The organism is Tautonia plasticadhaerens (assembly GCF_007752535.1).
Classification (GTDB): domain Bacteria; phylum Planctomycetota; class Planctomycetia; order Isosphaerales; family Isosphaeraceae; genus Tautonia; species Tautonia plasticadhaerens.
The window spans coordinates 253,475-267,982 of the sequence record NZ_CP036426.1; the positions used below are offsets into that span (position 1 = coordinate 253,475).

Here is a 14,508-nt window from a genome sequence, read left to right on the forward strand (position 1 = left end):
CGGAGACTCCCCCCGGCCGACCCACCCCGGCTGGATCGGCCTCGCCCGATCGGCCGATCCGACCCCCGGATGACCGGGATCGGATCGAGCCAGGGAGGGCCGTCGCCATGCTCCGCTTCGACGTTCGATGGGTGATCGTGCTGGTCGGCATGGGGACGGTCGGTGTGCCGGCGAATGGGCAGGATCCCCGGGGACCGGGGATCCCGGCGCCGCCGACGGGCCTGGCGGTCCGGTCCCTGGACGACCTCGTCCGGCTCGACCCGGCCGCGCTAGAGCTGCTCTACCGGCAGTCGCCGCCGGCCCCGATCCCGAACGGCAAGGTGGTCGGCCGCCCGGTGGTGATGCCCGGCTCGGTGGCGGCCGTCCCGGCCTCCCGGGCCGGGCGGCTGGTCTGGCAGGGGAAGGTGTTCGACCCGGCCGCCGGGATCGCTGAGAACCGGTTCTTCGGGGTCCGGGCGATCAAGGGCGAGTTGTATTACGCCGAGTCCTGGCTCGACGGCGGGCCCGCCCTGATCCTCGACTACGGCCGGACCTCCAAGGTCTACGGCCGGTACCGGGACGAGCTTCGAGAGGTGGCCCCCGGCTTGGTGCTCGGCCTGATGTACGACCGTCGCGGCCCCGTCCCGAAGCGGACGAGGTTCTTCGCGCTGGACTACGGCTCGGCGTCCCACTGACGTCCCCGGACGGCCGGGCGCCGGCCATCTCGCCCGGGGTCTGGGGGAGGCCGCCTCGTCGGCGGGCCCGATCGGGCGAGGATCGGCCGTCGTTTCGATCCCATGAGGGGGGCGGGGCCGCCCGGCCATGGCCGGGCGGGCGGGGCTCCATCGCCCCAGGTCGTCGCCGCTCAGGCCGCGACCGGGTCGAGGCTCGGGATCGGCTCGTCCAGCGTGTCGACCACCAGCGAGGCGATCAGCCACTCGATCGGCAGTCCCAGCATCTGCGCCTCGTCCCGCAGGACGCTGAAGAGTTCGGGGGACAGGGTGACCGACAGTTCCGCGGCGCTCTGGTTCATCGTCGTGAGTCCTCAGCGAAGCCCACGGAGGCAGCAGCCGGCTCGATCCATTTTTTCGGCCGGCCCTCTCGTCCGAGAGGGATCCCGGTTCATGCACGGAATCATGCCTTGGGATGCGTGTCGTTACGCAATCGGCGTTCCGTCGTGACACTCGGGACCCGCATCGGGTTCGTCGACATGAGAGTTGCAATGGTCGTGCCGCAACCGGACACGATTCTCGTTCAATCCAGGCCGAACGGCCCAGGTGAATGGAGTTGGGCACGGGAAGAACCTTCCCGCACCCCTTTGACGCATGTCATACGCCGTCGATTCCCAATTTGTTCGGAATCGCGGGCGTCGGCGGAGGACCGCCGTCCCGTCCGCCCTCCCCGGACCCCCTGGATCGAATCGAGGTGAACCGCTACTGCTTATCCTGGACGAGGTGGGTGGTTGGCTTCTCGTCGCGACGACGAGACGGGCCGTTGGGGCTCGGTGCGCCGCGGTGCGTTGAAGTGAAAATGGCGTTTATCGTTGTCGGGAAATGGTTTGGGGCGATGGTGTGCCGTCGAAATGGCTTCGCTCCGCGCGGCGCACTCCACCGTGATCGTCCTGGGGCTCGGGAGACTCGGGGCCGTTCCCCGGACTTCGTCGTGAGCACCCGGGTCGAGCATCCGGGCCGCGATCGGGCGATCGGGGGCGCCGGCCTGCGCGGGGACGGTGCGCCCCGGTGCGCTCGGACGCCGATGTCAGTTCTGTTTTCAAGACAAGAAGTTGTGGCGACCGCGTTTGGTCGAAATGGCTTCGCTCCGTCAACTCGATTCCGCGTCCGTTCCGGCCGGACCCGGGGGCCATCCGGGATCGCGTGTTGGGACACGGGGCCCCTGTCTCGACCAGTCGAACCGGCGAGTCCCGGGGGGCCGGCGATCGAGTTGGCGGATCCTCGGGGCCGTGGTCGGGGCGGGGGCGATCCAGCGTGTCGGCGGTGCGGGGCAGGACGGATCTGGTCGTTCGGGTGGTCGGTGTCCATTGCGTCCTGGGAGCTTGGCTTTGAGTCAAGGAGTCAGGGAGAGCGGGTCTTTCCCGGCGTCGGTTGGGGCGGCTCGGGGTCGTCGCCCCACGACGTTAATATCGGGGAAATCGGGATCGGCAGTCACTTGGAGGGTGACGGGCGTCCGAAGGCCGATTGGGTGGATCATGGGATATTTGGTTGGGAGACTCCACCCGGGCGGGGAACTGACCTATCGCGACCGGTCCATTCGTGATCCAATTCGCGGTTGCCGCCCCGCAACCGGCCGGAGGAACTGGCGGGGGGGGCGGTGCCTGTCCCTCGGGAAGGAACCCGCCTTGGTCGCTCCATCTCGCCCCCGGATGGCCCTGGCCGCCGCCGCGTTGCTGGCCACGTCGATCGGCCATGCGGTGCCCTCGACCGCGTCGGAGATCCCGGCGCGGTACCACTTCACCGGCCTGGGCTCCCTTGAAGGCGTCCGGCTCAACAACCTTGGGCAGGTGCTCGGCTCCTCCCCCGTCAACAAACACACCTCGATTTGGGGCTCCTTCGCCGCGTTGTACTCGGGTTATGGGCCGGATGCGGGCTCGGTCCGGGCGGTGCTGGGGCCCCGGAGCGCCCACTCGAGGGGGATCGACTTCAATGACCGGGGCGAGGTCCTCGCCTGGGAATCCGACGGCTCCCGGACGGGGAACTGGAGCGGCCGGCCGGTGCTGTGGGATGGGTCGGCCGCGAGGCCGGTGTACGATCCCGACGACGGCGTGCTGTTCATCCCGAATCGCCTGAACAACCAGGGGATGGTGACGGGTTACGCCAGCGAATTGGGCGCCTATGGCCCGGCGACCTGGGTCGATGGGCGGTTGGAGCGCCTGGCCGAGCCGTTCCAGGGGGGAGAGTCGTATGCCATCACGGCGAACGACCGGGGCCAGGTCCTCGGCCTGGCCTGGCCCGAGTACGACCGGTCGTTGCCCACCCCGGAGCCCCACCCCGTGATCTGGGAGGGCGGCCAGCCTCGACTGCTGGAAAGCTGGCTGGGAGGGTACAACGGCTTCGCCGACATGAACGACGCCGGTCAGATTGTCGGCTCGCGATACGACCCCGACCGGGGCTACCAGGGATTCCTGTACCAGGACGGGGAGACGATCGACCTCGGCCTCCCCGAGTGGGTCCACAGCAATCCCGTCGCGATCAACGGGGAGGGGGACGTGATCGGGTCGGCCCAGGGCCCGGATGGCAACACCGTCTGGTACCTGGCGAGCGAGGGTTCGGTGATCCCGCTGGAGGACCTGCTGCCGCCGGAGTTGGGCTGGACGGTCGTGGAGTTGCTCGACCTGAACGACTCGGGCCAGATCCTCGGCGTCGGCCATGCCGGCTGGGGCCCGCAGACCTCGTTCATCCTGACCCCGCCGGGGATGGACGCCCCGGCCGCCGTGTCGACGGTCGACCAGGTGGTCCCCGAGCCGACGACGCTGGCGATGCTCGGTCTGATCGGGGCGACGGGCCTCGCTAGGCGGGCGGTCCGGAGGCGGTGGGGGAGGTGAGGGCCCGGGTCGGGAGTCAGGCCCGAGTCGACGTGATTTGTCCCGTTGCCTGATGCCCCCGGCCACCCCGGCGGGCAGCGATCCTCAGCCTTGCTTCCCGGCGTCGGCCTTCAGGTCGATCTTGGGGAACAGCGGGGGGACCTTGCCGTCGACGAGCGGGGCGGTGACGCGGAGGTCGGGCCCGGCGGGGCGGGCCGACGCGTCGCGGTAGGAGACGCGGTCCCAGGGCTGGGCGTCGGCGAAGTTGAAGGCGGAGTAGAAGGTCTCGGCGGTCCGGGGCAGGAAGGGCTTGATGAGGATCGAGACCACCCGGAGCGCCTCGGCCAGGTTGACGAGCACGACCCTGGTGGCGTCGGGGTCGGTCTTCGCGAGCTTGAAGGGTTGGGTGGCCTCGATGTAGCGATTCGCGGCGTCGAGGACCTCCAGCCAGATCCGCTGCAGGGCGGCGGCGTACTGGAAGGTGCCGACGAAGGTGCGCAACTCCTCGATCAGCCCGGGCAAGTCCAGCTCGGCCCGCCAGGCGTTGGGGTCGACGTCGGGGGATCCTTCCAGGGCGCCGTCGAAGTACCGCTGGCACATGGTGACGGTGCGGCTGTAGAGGTTGCCGAGGTTGTTGGCCAGGCCGGTGTTGTAGGTCTCGGCGAAGCGCTCGAAGGAGAACTCGCCGTCGCCGCCGAAGGGGCACTGGCTCATGAAGTAGTAGCGGAAACCCTCGCTGCTGAACTGGCGGACGAGGTCGATCGGCTCGACGACGTTGCCGATGGATTTGCTCATCTTCTGGAGGACGCCGCTGCCCTCGTCCTTGCGGTAGACGAAGCCATGGGCGAAGACGGAGTTCGGCAGCGGCAGCCCGGCCGACATGAGCATGGCCGGCCACAAGGCGCAGTGGAACCGCGTGATGTCCTTGCCGATGACGTGGACGTCGGCCGGCCAGTAGCGTCGGAACTTCGCGTCGTCCGAGCCGTAGCCGAGCGCCGTGATGTAGTTCAACAGCGCGTCGAACCAGACGTAAATCGTCTGCTCCTCGTCGAAGGGGATCTTGATGCCCCAGGTGAACCCCTTCCGGCTGATGGAGACGTCCTGGAGGCCGGACCGGACGAGATTGAGGATCTCGTTGCGGCGGCTCTCGGGCTGGATGAACTCGGGGTGGGCCTCGTAGTGGGCGAGGAGGCGGTCGGCGTAGGAGGAGAGCTTGAAGAAGTAATTCTCCTCCTCGACGATCCTCAGGGGGGTGTTCGGGTGGTTCGGGCAGCAGGCGCCGGCGGCCTCGGCCTCCTCGATGGACTTCAATTCGCGGCCGTCGGGGGAGACGGCGTCCTTGGCGGACTTGAACTCCTCGCAGCCCTCGCAGTAGAGGCCCTTGTAGGGGCGCTTGTCGATGTCCCCGGCGTCGTGGACGGCCTGGATGAACCGGCGGCAGCCGACGTGGTGGCGCTCCTCGCTGGTCTGGATGAAGTCGTCGAAGGAGATGTCCAGGGCGTGCCAGGCGTCCTTGAACTGGGAGGCCATGTCGTCGACATAGGGCTGGGGCTCGACTCCCAGCTCCTTGGCCCGCTTGGAGACCTTGATGGTGTTCTCGTCGTTGCCCATCAGGAAGTAGGTGTCGACGCCCTCCATGCGGCGGAAGCGGGCCTGGACGTCGGCGCCGATCTTCTCGAAGGCGGTGCCGATGTGGGGCCGGCTGTTGGGGTAGTCGATGGCGGTGGTGATGAAGAACGTCGACGGCTGGCTCATGATTCGGCTCGGTCCATCTTGCGAGCGGCCCGGGGCCCGGGGTTGTCCTCCGGGCGTCCCGCGGGGGATTCGGCTCGGTCCACCCGGGGGGACGGACACGAGGGGAGGAGGCGGCGTTCGGCCTCTTCCCGTTGACCGGCCATTCTAACGGGAGACGGCGGATTGGGGCATCCGTCGGCCCGATCGGATCGGATCGACGGGGGAGGTGGGACTCAGGCCCCGGTCCCGCCGGCGACACGCTTGAAATAGTGATTGTCCGGCAGCAGGACCATGACCGCGTTGTTGCTGTCGACGTCGAAGTCCCAGAGGTACCACGCCCGGCAGTGTGGGCAGGTGCCGAGCATCCGCTCGGGGAAGCCCTCGTCGGGCTGGTGGACGTCCACAGGCTGTCGGCAGTTGAGGCAGGAGACCTCCGAGATCGGTGTCACTCCCAGCGAGACGCCGAGGATGGTCACCGTCGCGTGGGCCTCGGTCCTCCGGAATTCGGCCATGGGCAGGGCTCCCGGGCGGTCTTCGCCCCGGGGTCGCCCACAAGGCGATCGGATCCGGGGCGGCGGCCCACGTCCCAGTGTCGGCGGCATGTGGCCCGATGTCGATCGGGGAACACCCGAGCCGATCGGGATCCGGGGCCCGTCCCGGTCAGGCCCCGGCGAGCCGGCCGGTCGCCTCCTCCATGATCCGGTGCTCGGTCCACCGGTCGACGGGCCGGGCCTCGCCGAGCACGCCCCGGCTCATGACGGCGATCCGGTCGCAGACGCCGAGCAGCTCCGGCAGGTAGGAGCTGACCATCAGGACGGCCTTCCCCCCGGCGGCCAGCTCGCCGATCATCCGGTAGATCTCGGCCTTGCTGCCGACGTCGATCCCCCGGGTCGGCTCGTCGAGCAGCAGCACGTCGGCGCGCTGGTGCAGCAGCCGGGCCAGCGCCACCTTCTGCTGATTGCCGCCCGAGAGGGCCCCGACCCGCTGGTCGGGCCCGGTGGAGCGGACCCGCATCGCCTCCATCCAGTGCCGGGCCTCGGCCCTCCTGCCCCGGAGACGCAGCCATCCGAGCCGGGAATAGCGGCCGAGGGCCGAGAGGGTCAGGTTCTCCTCGACGGAACGGCCCAGCGCCAGCCCTTCCGCCTTGCGGTCCTCGCTGAGCAGGCCGAGCCCCTGGGCGATCCGATCCCCGGGCGACCCCGATGATCGGCCCGAGACCCCGTGGACGGTGACCCGGCCCTCCCGGACCTCGTCGAGCCCGAAGACCGCCCGGAGCAGCTCCGTCCGGCCGGCGCCGACGAGCCCGGCGACGCCGAGGACTTCCCCCCGCCTCAGTTGCAGGTCCGCCCGCCTGGGGAGCCGACGGCCCGAGAGCCCGTGGAGGTCCAGCACCGGGGCCCCGGCTTGACGCGGGACCCGGGGGAACATCTCCGTCAGGTCCCGGCCGACCATCGCGGCGATGATCGCCCGCAGCTCGGCCCCCTCCATCAGGCCGCCGGCCACGGCCCGGCCGTCCCGGAGGACCGTGTACCGCCGGGCCACCCGCTTCACCTCCTCGAGGAAGTGGCTGATGTAGGCGATCGCCAGGCCCCGGGCCCGCAGCCGGTCGATCACGGCGAAGAGGCGTCCGGCGTCCCGCTCGGTGAGGGAGCTGGTCGGCTCGTCGAAGACGATCACCCGGGCGTCGCCGACCAGGGCCCTCGCCACCTCGACGAGTTGCTGCGCCCCGACGCTCAGGCCCCCGGCGATCGCGTCCGGCCGGATGTCGGCGTGGTCGAGCAGCCCGAGCGCCTCCCGGACGACCCGGCGGTGCTCCTTCCCCCGGAGCAGGCCGAGGCGCGTCCGCTCCTGCCCGAGCATGACGTTGGCCTCGACCGTCAGGTGCGGGGCGATCGCCAGCTCCTGGTAGATCATCGCCACCCCTCGGGAGAGGGCGTCCCGCGGCCCCCGGGGGGCGTAGGGGTCCCCGGCGAGGGTCATCGAGCCGAGGTCGGGGCGACAGGCGCCGCTGAGCACCTTCATCAGGGTGCTCTTGCCCGCGCCGTTCTCGCCGATCAGGGCGTGGACCTCCCCCGGGTACAGGTCGATCGAGACGCCGTCCAGGGCTTGGCTGGCGCCGAACCGCTTGGCGACGCCCCGCATCGACAGCAGCGGGATGCCCGATGCGTCGGCCATCTCACTCGCGCCCCGACTTGAGCATCCCGGCCCCCTCCAGCGCCCGGAGCATGCCGAAGGTGCTCGATTCGTTCGGGGCGAAGATGGCGTCGACCTGGCCTCGGTATCGGGTGACCAGTTGCTGCGACTTCTCCAGGGCCGTGGCCGCGGTGGCCCCGGCGTACTGGTCCTGGGAGACGAACTCGACGCCCGGGAACTCGCTGGCCATCGTGTCCAGGAAGCCCTGCTCGCGCTGCTCGGTGCTGGCCGAGCCGACGGCGTACCGCAGGAGGATCGCCCGGCCCTCTCCGCCCATCAGCTCGCCCATCCTCCTGGCGGCCAGGACGCCGCCGTTGTAATTGTCGGTGGCGACGTAGCTGACGGGCGCCTCTGAGTTCAGGGCCGAATCGATGATGACCACGGGGATGCCCCGCTCGGTCGCCTGCTCGACCGGGCCGACCAGCGCCCTCGCGTCCAGCGGGGCCAGGACGATGCCGTCGACCCCCAGGGCGATGGCGTTCTGCACCAGCTCGATCTGCTGCTGGCGGTCGTCCTCCTTCTGCGGCCCCTTCCAGAGGATCTCGGCGTTCATCTCGTCGGCGGCCGCCTTGGCCCCGTAGTGGATGGTCTGCCAGAACTCGTGGGTGGTCCCCTTGGGGATGACCATGATCCGCCAGGCCTTCTTCTTCTCGCCCGAGAGGCTGGCGTCGGCCCCGTGGTCGATCTTGGGCGGGTCGAGCAGCTCGGCGACCTCCGCGGTGCCCATGTTTTCGGGAGTCGCCAGCGTCTCCCCCGTGGCGACCTCGGCCTCGACCTCCCGGTCTTCGAGGTGGTCGATGAGCGTCTTGACCCCGAGGTAACCCATGCGTCGGGGATTCTGGAGGACGAGCCCCTGGATCTTCCCCTCCCGGAGGGCCTGGACGAGCGGCGGGCTGCCGTCGAAGCCCACGAAGAGCACCCCGCCCTCGGGGGAAGACGCGCCGGAGGGGGAGGAGGGCCCCCCCTGCTCCGCCGGGACGCCGCACCCGGCGGCCAGGACGAGCATCGACGACACGAACACCGCAGTCCGGCCGATCATGGCGGTTGGCCTCCGAGGCAGGCGACCCGATCAGAAGATCATCGGAGAGACGGGGGAGGACGGCCATCGTAGGGGGGGCGGTGAGGGCGGTCAAGCACGCGACGAAGGACCGGCGACGCGGGGGAGTTTGGGATTTTCCTCATGCGTAACTCCAGGCAAATTTTCACCCTTTCGCCGCGAAGCCCTCACAATCCGGATCGGGTTGTTGACTCGGGGAAATCCCCTGGTACTATGTCCCTTGTCGCCGGTGAGACACACCTGACGCGGGCCGCCGAGAAAGGCGGCCCGTTCTCACCTGTGCGAGGCACCGTGACGCCGCCGTTCGGACGCATCCCGACGCTTGCACCACGCGAGCGAACCGGGCGGCCCGACGCGACGTAGGAGTGATCCCGGGGGGCCGGCCCATCGGCGACGATGGGGCGGGCCCGCGAACCGGGGTCGAGTCGGTGGCTCGCCGTGTCCTCGGGCCGGCGGCATCTTTGGCAATCCGGTCGATCGCCCGATTGAATCAAACGCAATCGGCCCTTCACTGAGCGTCGCGGCACCGGCAACGGGGCCGCGGCGGGCGGGGGGGGCCGGCCCGCCGGTCGCCGGGAGGCGACGGCGGCGGGAGGCGTGTGTGAGCCGAGCGCTGTTCAGTTTCGGCGAGGATCATCAGCCGTCGGGCCCCGACAACGGTCGGGGCCCAAGGCCGGCCGATGGTGGCGTCCAGGTCCGCCGGCGTGCCCGCGAGGGGGGTCGGCGACGGAGACGGCATCAGGGCCGCCCGCCGCGAAGGCGATCGCGAGGCTCCGGCCGAGCGGTCGCGGGCGGGACGCAGAGACGAGTCGGCAGGCGTCGAGGGGGCCCTTCGCGGGGCGTCCTCAACTGGGGCCTGCCGGCGAGGGAATTCGACCACTCGAACTCGTTCGGGAGTCGGCGGCGGGTCGCTTCGGCGGCGTGCCGCACTTTTCGAAGGGTTTGATCCTGGCTCAGAATGAACGTTGGCGGCGTGGATTAGGCATGCAAGTCGGACGCCCCTCGGGGGCGTGGCGAAAGGGTGAGTAAGGCGACGGCAACCAACCCCGCGGAGGGGGACAGCCACGGGAAACTGTGGGTAATCCCCCATGACGCCGCGATGATGGCCTCATCATCCGGCCAAAGGTGCGAGTCCGCCGCGGGACGGGCCGTCGTGGTATCAGGTCGTTGGTGGGGTAATGGCCCACCAAGCCGATGACGCCTAGCGGGCGTGCGAGCGTGGCCCGCCACACTGGGACTGAGACACTGCCCAGACACCTACGGGTGGCTGCAGTCGAGAATCTTCGGCAATGGTCGACAGACTGACCGAGCGACGCCGCGTGGAGGACGAAGGCCTTCGGGTTGTAAACTCCTGTCGAGGGGGAACAAGGTGCCGCGAAGAGCGGCGCTTGAGTGATCCCTGGAGGAAGCACGGGCTAAGTTCGTGCCAGCAGCCGCGGTAAGACGAACCGTGCGAACGTTATTCGGAATCACTGGGCTTAAAGCGCGTGTAGGCGGATGGCCGCGTCGGTCGCTGAAAGCCCCCGGCTCAACCGGGGGTGTGGCGCCGAAACGGGTCGTCTGGAGGGGCGTAGGGGGAGCTGGAACTCACGGTGGAGCGGTGATATGCGTTGAGATCGTGAGGAACGCCCGCGGCGAAAGCGAGCTCCTGGACGCCTGCTGACGCTGAGACGCGAAAGCCAGGGGAGCGAACGGGATTAGATACCCCGGTAGTCCTGGCCGTAAACGATGGGCACTGGGTAGGGGGCTCGCCGATGGGCCCCCTGCCGCAGCGAAAGCGTGAAGTGCCCCGCCTGGGAAGTATGGCCGCAAGGCTGAAACTCAAAGGAATTGACGGGGGCTCACACAAGCGGTGGAGCATGTGGCTTAATTCGAGGCTACGCGAAGAACCTTATCCCGGGCTTGACATGCGCGGATTAGCGTCGTGAAAGCGGCGTGACGCCTTCGGGTGGAACGTGCACAGGTGCTGCATGGCTGTCGTCAGCTCGTGCCGTGAGGTGTTGGGTTAAGTCCCGTAACGAGCGAAACCCCTGCGACCAGTTGCCATCATTAAGTTGGGGACTCTGGTCGGACCGCCGGCGTCAAGCCGGAGGAAGGCGGGGACGACGTCAAGTCATCATGGCCCTTATGCCCGGGGCTGCACACGTGCTACAATGGGCCGGACAGAGCGTCGCCACCGCGCAAGCGGGAGCCAATCGCAGAAACCGGCCCTCAGTTCGGATTGTGGGCTGCAACCCGCCCACATGAAGCTGGAATCGCTAGTAATCGCGGATCAGCAGTGCCGCGGTGAATGGGTTCCTGAGCCTTGTACACACCGCCCGTCAAGCCACCAAAGCGGGGGGCACCCGAAGTCGCTGAGCCCGCGAGGGCAGGCGCCGAAGGTGAAACTCGTGATGGGGACTAAGTCGTAACAAGGTAACCGTAGGGGAACCTGCGGTTGGATCACCTCCTTTCTAAGGATGACTGATTGGCCATGCGTCCGAGGGGCCCGCCCCGCGGCCATGAGCCACATCGGCCCCGCACCGGGGCGGCACCGGCCGACGCCGTCGCCGTCCCCCCACGCGGGCCCGCCAACCAGGCGGACGTGAGTGATCCGCCATCGAACGGCCGCCGCATCGCCCCGGCGATGCGGCCGGCGGCCCGATGGCCCTCGCCGGCTGCACGGCATCGGACGCACACGCCTTGAGACGTGGATTCGTCGCGCGATCGACCGCATTCGCCCCCCCGCCCTGGGCGGGGGGCGTGGCCGTCTCCCCCGCGGGGACGGCCCCGCCCCCCGGCCAGGGCGTTGCGGCCCGCCTTCACGGGCGGGACGCATCGCATGGCCGCCCGGCCCGGGGCGTCAGGCCCCGGGCATTCTTTGACAATCCGGCAGGCCGCGATCGATTGCATCGATCGCGCAACAATTTGTCGCGAAGAACGCGCGAGCACCTCCACCGGGCAGCGGTTTGAAGTGCCAATCACACTTTCCGTCGCCGCCGCCCGGCGCTCGCGCACAGACCAGAACGTAGACCCTTCGGATGATCGGAAGTCGACGACGCGAGGTCGTCGGTGCGGATCGGCGTCGCCGGGAGGCGAGGGCCGAGCCGCGGGGGAGCGTGGTCACGCGGGCCCGTTGGGTCCCGCCGCTGCCTCACACGCAGCGTCGGGGCCGGGTCGGCGTGGTCAAGCCCCGAAGGGCACGGGGGGGATGCCTTGGCGTCGCCGGCAAGCTGGGCGTGGCAGGCTGCGAAAAGCTCGGGGGAGGGGCCGAACGCCCGTCGATCCCGAGGTACCCAGATGCGACCCGGGGAACTGAAACATCTCAGTACCCGGAGGAACGGAAAGCAACCGCGACTCCCTCAGTAGCGGCGAGCGAACGGGGAAGAGCCTAAACCGGCCGGGTCACCGGCCGGGGTCGTGGGGCCACTCATGGATTCGTTCCGGAGAGTGACAAAGACGGGATCCAACCGAAGCCGCCTGGAACGGCGCACCGCAGGGGGTGAAAGTCCCGTAGGTGACGGATTCCGTCCTCTCAGAGTGGTACCCGAGTAGGGTCGGGCACGTGAAACCCGGCCCGAATCGGCGGGGACCATCCCGCAAGGCTAAGTACCGGGCGACGACCGATAGTGAACCCAGTAGGGCGACCGAATGGTGGGAAGAACCCCGACGAGGGGAGGACACTGAACCTGAAACCCCGTGCCTACAAGCGGTGGGAGGGCGACGCTCATCGAGCCGCCTGACCGCGTGCCTTTTGCATAATGATCCGGCGAGTTCTGGTATCCGGCCGGTTAACCGCTTCAGGCGGGGAGCCCCAGCGAAAGCGAGTCCGAACAGGGCGCTTGTCGGGTGCCAGAGACGCGAAACCAGGTGACCTACCCATGGGCAGGTTGAAGCGCCCGTAACAGGGCGTGGAGGACCGAACCCACCAGTGTTGAAAAACTGGGGGATGACCCGTGGGGAGGAGTGAAAGTCTCATCAAACCTGGAGATAGCTCGTTCTCTCCGAAATGGCTCTAGGGCCAGCCTCGGGTGATCTCGTGCGGGGGTAGAGCGACGGAATCCGGCTGGGGCCCTCCCCGGGTACCCACCGGAACCCAACTCCGAATACCGCACGCTTACAGCCCGGGAGTCAGAACGCGGGGGAGAATCTCCGCGCTCGAGAGGGGAACAGCCCAGACCGCCGACCAAGGCCCCCAAGGCGATGCTCAGTGGCAAAGGAAGTGGGACCGCGGTGACAGCCGGGATGTTGGCTTAGAAGCAGCCACCATTTCAAAAGTGCGTAACAGCTCACCGGTCGAGCCGTCCCGCGCCGAAAATGACGGGGACTCAAGCATCGCGCCGCAGTCGCGGGTTGGAAGAAATTCCAGCAGTAGGAGAGCGTCGACGGCCGCGTCGAAGCCACACGGGCAACGGGTGGTGGAGCGCCGTCGAGTGCGTATGCCGGAACGAGTAACGATAAGGCCGGTGAGAAGCCGGCCCGCCGAAAGCACAAGGTTTCCTGGGGAAGGGCAATCCGCCCAGGGTCAGTCGGGACCTAAGGCGAGGCCGAAAGGCGTAGCCGATGGGCAGCGGGTGAATATTCCCGCACCCGGTGGTGCGGTTGATGGCGGGTGACGCCGAGGCGGAGGGGATCGGGGTGATAGACGCCCCCGTCCCGCAAGGGCGACGGCATAGCCGGAAGTCCCCGAGTCCTCGGCCGCGAAAAACCCCGTCCGGACAATCCACCGGCCCGTACCGCAAACCGACACAGGTGTGCCAGGCGAGCATCCGAAGGCGTTCGGGAGAACCCTCGTGAAGGAACTCGGCAAAATGGCCCCGTACCTTCGGTAGAAGGGGCGCTGGCGCGAGCCAGCCGCAGAGGATCGGCTCCGGCGACTGTTTACCAAAAACACAGGACTCTGCCAACTCGCAAGAGGACGTATAGAGTCTGACGCCTGCTCGGTGTCGGTAGGTTGAGGGAGGCGGTGACGCGAAAGCGGAAGCTGGCGACCGAAGCCCCGATAAACGGCGGCCGTAACTATGACGGTCCTAAGGTAGCGAAGTTCCTTGTCGGGTAAGTTCCGACCTGCATGAATGGCGTAACGACCGGAGCACTGTCTCCACGAGGGACCCGGTGAAACTGCAGTCGTGGTGAAGATACCACGTCCCCGCGGCTAGACGGAAAGACCCCGTGAACCTTTACTGCAGGTTGGCACTGGCCCGACGTCGACCCTGTGTAGCATAGCTGGGAGGCCGCGAAGCCCGGGCGCCAGCCCGGGTGGAGCCACCGGTGAAATACCAGCCTGGGTCGTCGTCGTGCCTCACCGTCACCCAACTGACGGGACACTGCTCATCGGGCAGTTTGACTGGGGCGGTCTCCTCCCAAAGAGTAACGGAGGAGCGCCATGGTCCCCTCGGCCCGGTCGGCCATCGGGCAACGCGAGCGCAAACGTACAAGGGGGCCTGACAGCGAGCCCAATCGGGCGAGCTGGGACGAAAGTCGGCGTTAGTGATCCGGCGGTGCTGGATGGAAAGGCCGTCGCTCAACGGATAAAAGGTACTCCGGGGATAACAGGCTGATCTCCCCCGAGCGTCCATAGCGGCGGGGAGGTTTGGCACCTCGATGTCGGCTCATCGCATCCTGGGGCTGGAGAAGGTCCCAAGGGTTCGGCTGTTCGCCGATGAAAGCGGTACGCGAGCTGGGTTCAGACCGTCGTGAGACAGGTCGGTCCCTATCTGCCGCGGGCGGAGGAGACTTGAGGGGATTCTCCCCTAGTACGAGAGGATTGGGGAGGACCGACCTCTGGTGTTCCGGCTGTCGCGCTAGCGGCATCGCCGGGTAGCCAGGTCGGGAACGGATAAGCGCTGAAGGCATCTAAGCGCGAAGCCGGCCCCGAGACGAGGTCTCCGGCACCACACGGTGCGAAGGCTCCTGGGAGACCACCAGGTCGATAGGCCGGGAGTGCACGGCGGGCGACCGCCGCAGCCGACCGGTCCTAAGAGCCGAGCGGCTTGACCACCCCGACCCGCCCCCGCCGCCCCACGCG

At 68.5% G+C, this 14,508-nt stretch carries 7 protein-coding genes and 2 rRNA genes; 4 read left to right on the forward strand and 5 right to left on the reverse strand.

Going from position 1 to position 14,508, the window contains the following annotated elements; all coding sequences use genetic code 11:
• Nucleotides 1–107 precede the first annotated feature (107 nt).
• Entirely contained in the window at nt 108–674 is a 567-nt protein-coding gene (locus ElP_RS00990) for a hypothetical protein (RefSeq protein WP_145266422.1), read from the forward strand.
• Between the two features lie 170 nt (nt 675–844).
• Here the strand turns inward: ElP_RS00990 and ElP_RS37500 are convergent, their stop codons facing one another.
• Nucleotides 845–1,012, reverse strand: a complete 168-nt coding sequence (locus ElP_RS37500; protein ID WP_197446626.1) for a hypothetical protein — start codon at nt 1,010–1,012, stop codon at nt 845–847.
• 1,323 nt (nt 1,013–2,335) lie between these two features.
• Here ElP_RS37500 and ElP_RS00995 point away from each other — a divergent pair.
• Nucleotides 2,336–3,538, forward strand: coding sequence for a PEP-CTERM sorting domain-containing protein (locus ElP_RS00995; protein ID WP_145266424.1), 1,203 nt, complete (start codon nt 2,336–2,338; stop codon nt 3,536–3,538).
• Nucleotides 3,539–3,622: 84 nt separating this feature from the next.
• On the opposite strand, the gene metG is transcribed toward ElP_RS00995, so the two are convergent.
• The 4 genes from metG to ElP_RS01015 form a co-directional block, all read right to left on the reverse strand.
• On the reverse strand, nt 3,623–5,272 hold the full coding sequence (gene metG, locus ElP_RS01000) for a methionine--tRNA ligase (protein WP_145266426.1): 1,650 nt from the start codon (nt 5,270–5,272) through the stop codon (nt 3,623–3,625).
• A gap of 212 nt (nt 5,273–5,484) precedes the next feature.
• Nucleotides 5,485–5,763: a hypothetical protein gene (locus ElP_RS01005; RefSeq protein ID WP_145266428.1), complete on the reverse strand. Its 279-nt coding sequence runs from the start codon at nt 5,761–5,763 to the stop codon at nt 5,485–5,487.
• Nucleotides 5,764–5,911: 148 nt separating this feature from the next.
• Nucleotides 5,912–7,426 (reverse strand): sugar ABC transporter ATP-binding protein, encoded by a 1,515-nt coding sequence (locus ElP_RS01010; protein ID WP_145266430.1) that lies wholly within the window; start codon nt 7,424–7,426, stop codon nt 5,912–5,914.
• A gap of 1 nt (nt 7,427) precedes the next feature.
• On the reverse strand, nt 7,428–8,483 hold the full coding sequence (locus ElP_RS01015; RefSeq protein WP_145266432.1) for a substrate-binding domain-containing protein: 1,056 nt from the start codon (nt 8,481–8,483) through the stop codon (nt 7,428–7,430).
• Between the two features lie 948 nt (nt 8,484–9,431).
• Here ElP_RS01015 and ElP_RS01020 point away from each other — a divergent pair.
• Together ElP_RS01020 and ElP_RS01025 are read left to right on the forward strand one after the other, a co-directional pair.
• Nucleotides 9,432–10,954: ribosomal RNA gene (locus ElP_RS01020) — 16S ribosomal RNA — on the forward strand.
• A 710-nt stretch (nt 10,955–11,664) separates the two neighbouring features.
• Nucleotides 11,665–14,481: ribosomal RNA gene (locus tag ElP_RS01025) — 23S ribosomal RNA — on the forward strand.
• The 16S and 23S rRNA genes sit together here, the layout of an rRNA operon.
• The last annotated feature ends 27 nt before the right edge of the window (nt 14,482–14,508 follow it).

What these genes read in the sequence shown, in the direction of transcription:
- ElP_RS00990 (WP_145266422.1), top strand. Translation starts at nt 108, where the DNA reads ATGCTCCGCTTCGACGTTCGATGGGTGATCGTGCTGGTCGGCATGGGG.
- ElP_RS01015 (WP_145266432.1), bottom strand. Translation starts at nt 8,483, where the DNA reads ATGATCGGCCGGACTGCGGTGTTCGTGTCGTCGATGCTCGTCCTGGCC.
- metG (WP_145266426.1), bottom strand. Translation starts at nt 5,272, where the DNA reads ATGAGCCAGCCGTCGACGTTCTTCATCACCACCGCCATCGACTACCCC.
- ElP_RS37500 (WP_197446626.1), bottom strand. Translation starts at nt 1,012, where the DNA reads ATGAACCAGAGCGCCGCGGAACTGTCGGTCACCCTGTCCCCCGAACTC.
- ElP_RS01005 (WP_145266428.1), bottom strand. Translation starts at nt 5,763, where the DNA reads ATGGCCGAATTCCGGAGGACCGAGGCCCACGCGACGGTGACCATCCTC.
- ElP_RS01010 (WP_145266430.1), bottom strand. Translation starts at nt 7,426, where the DNA reads ATGGCCGACGCATCGGGCATCCCGCTGCTGTCGATGCGGGGCGTCGCC.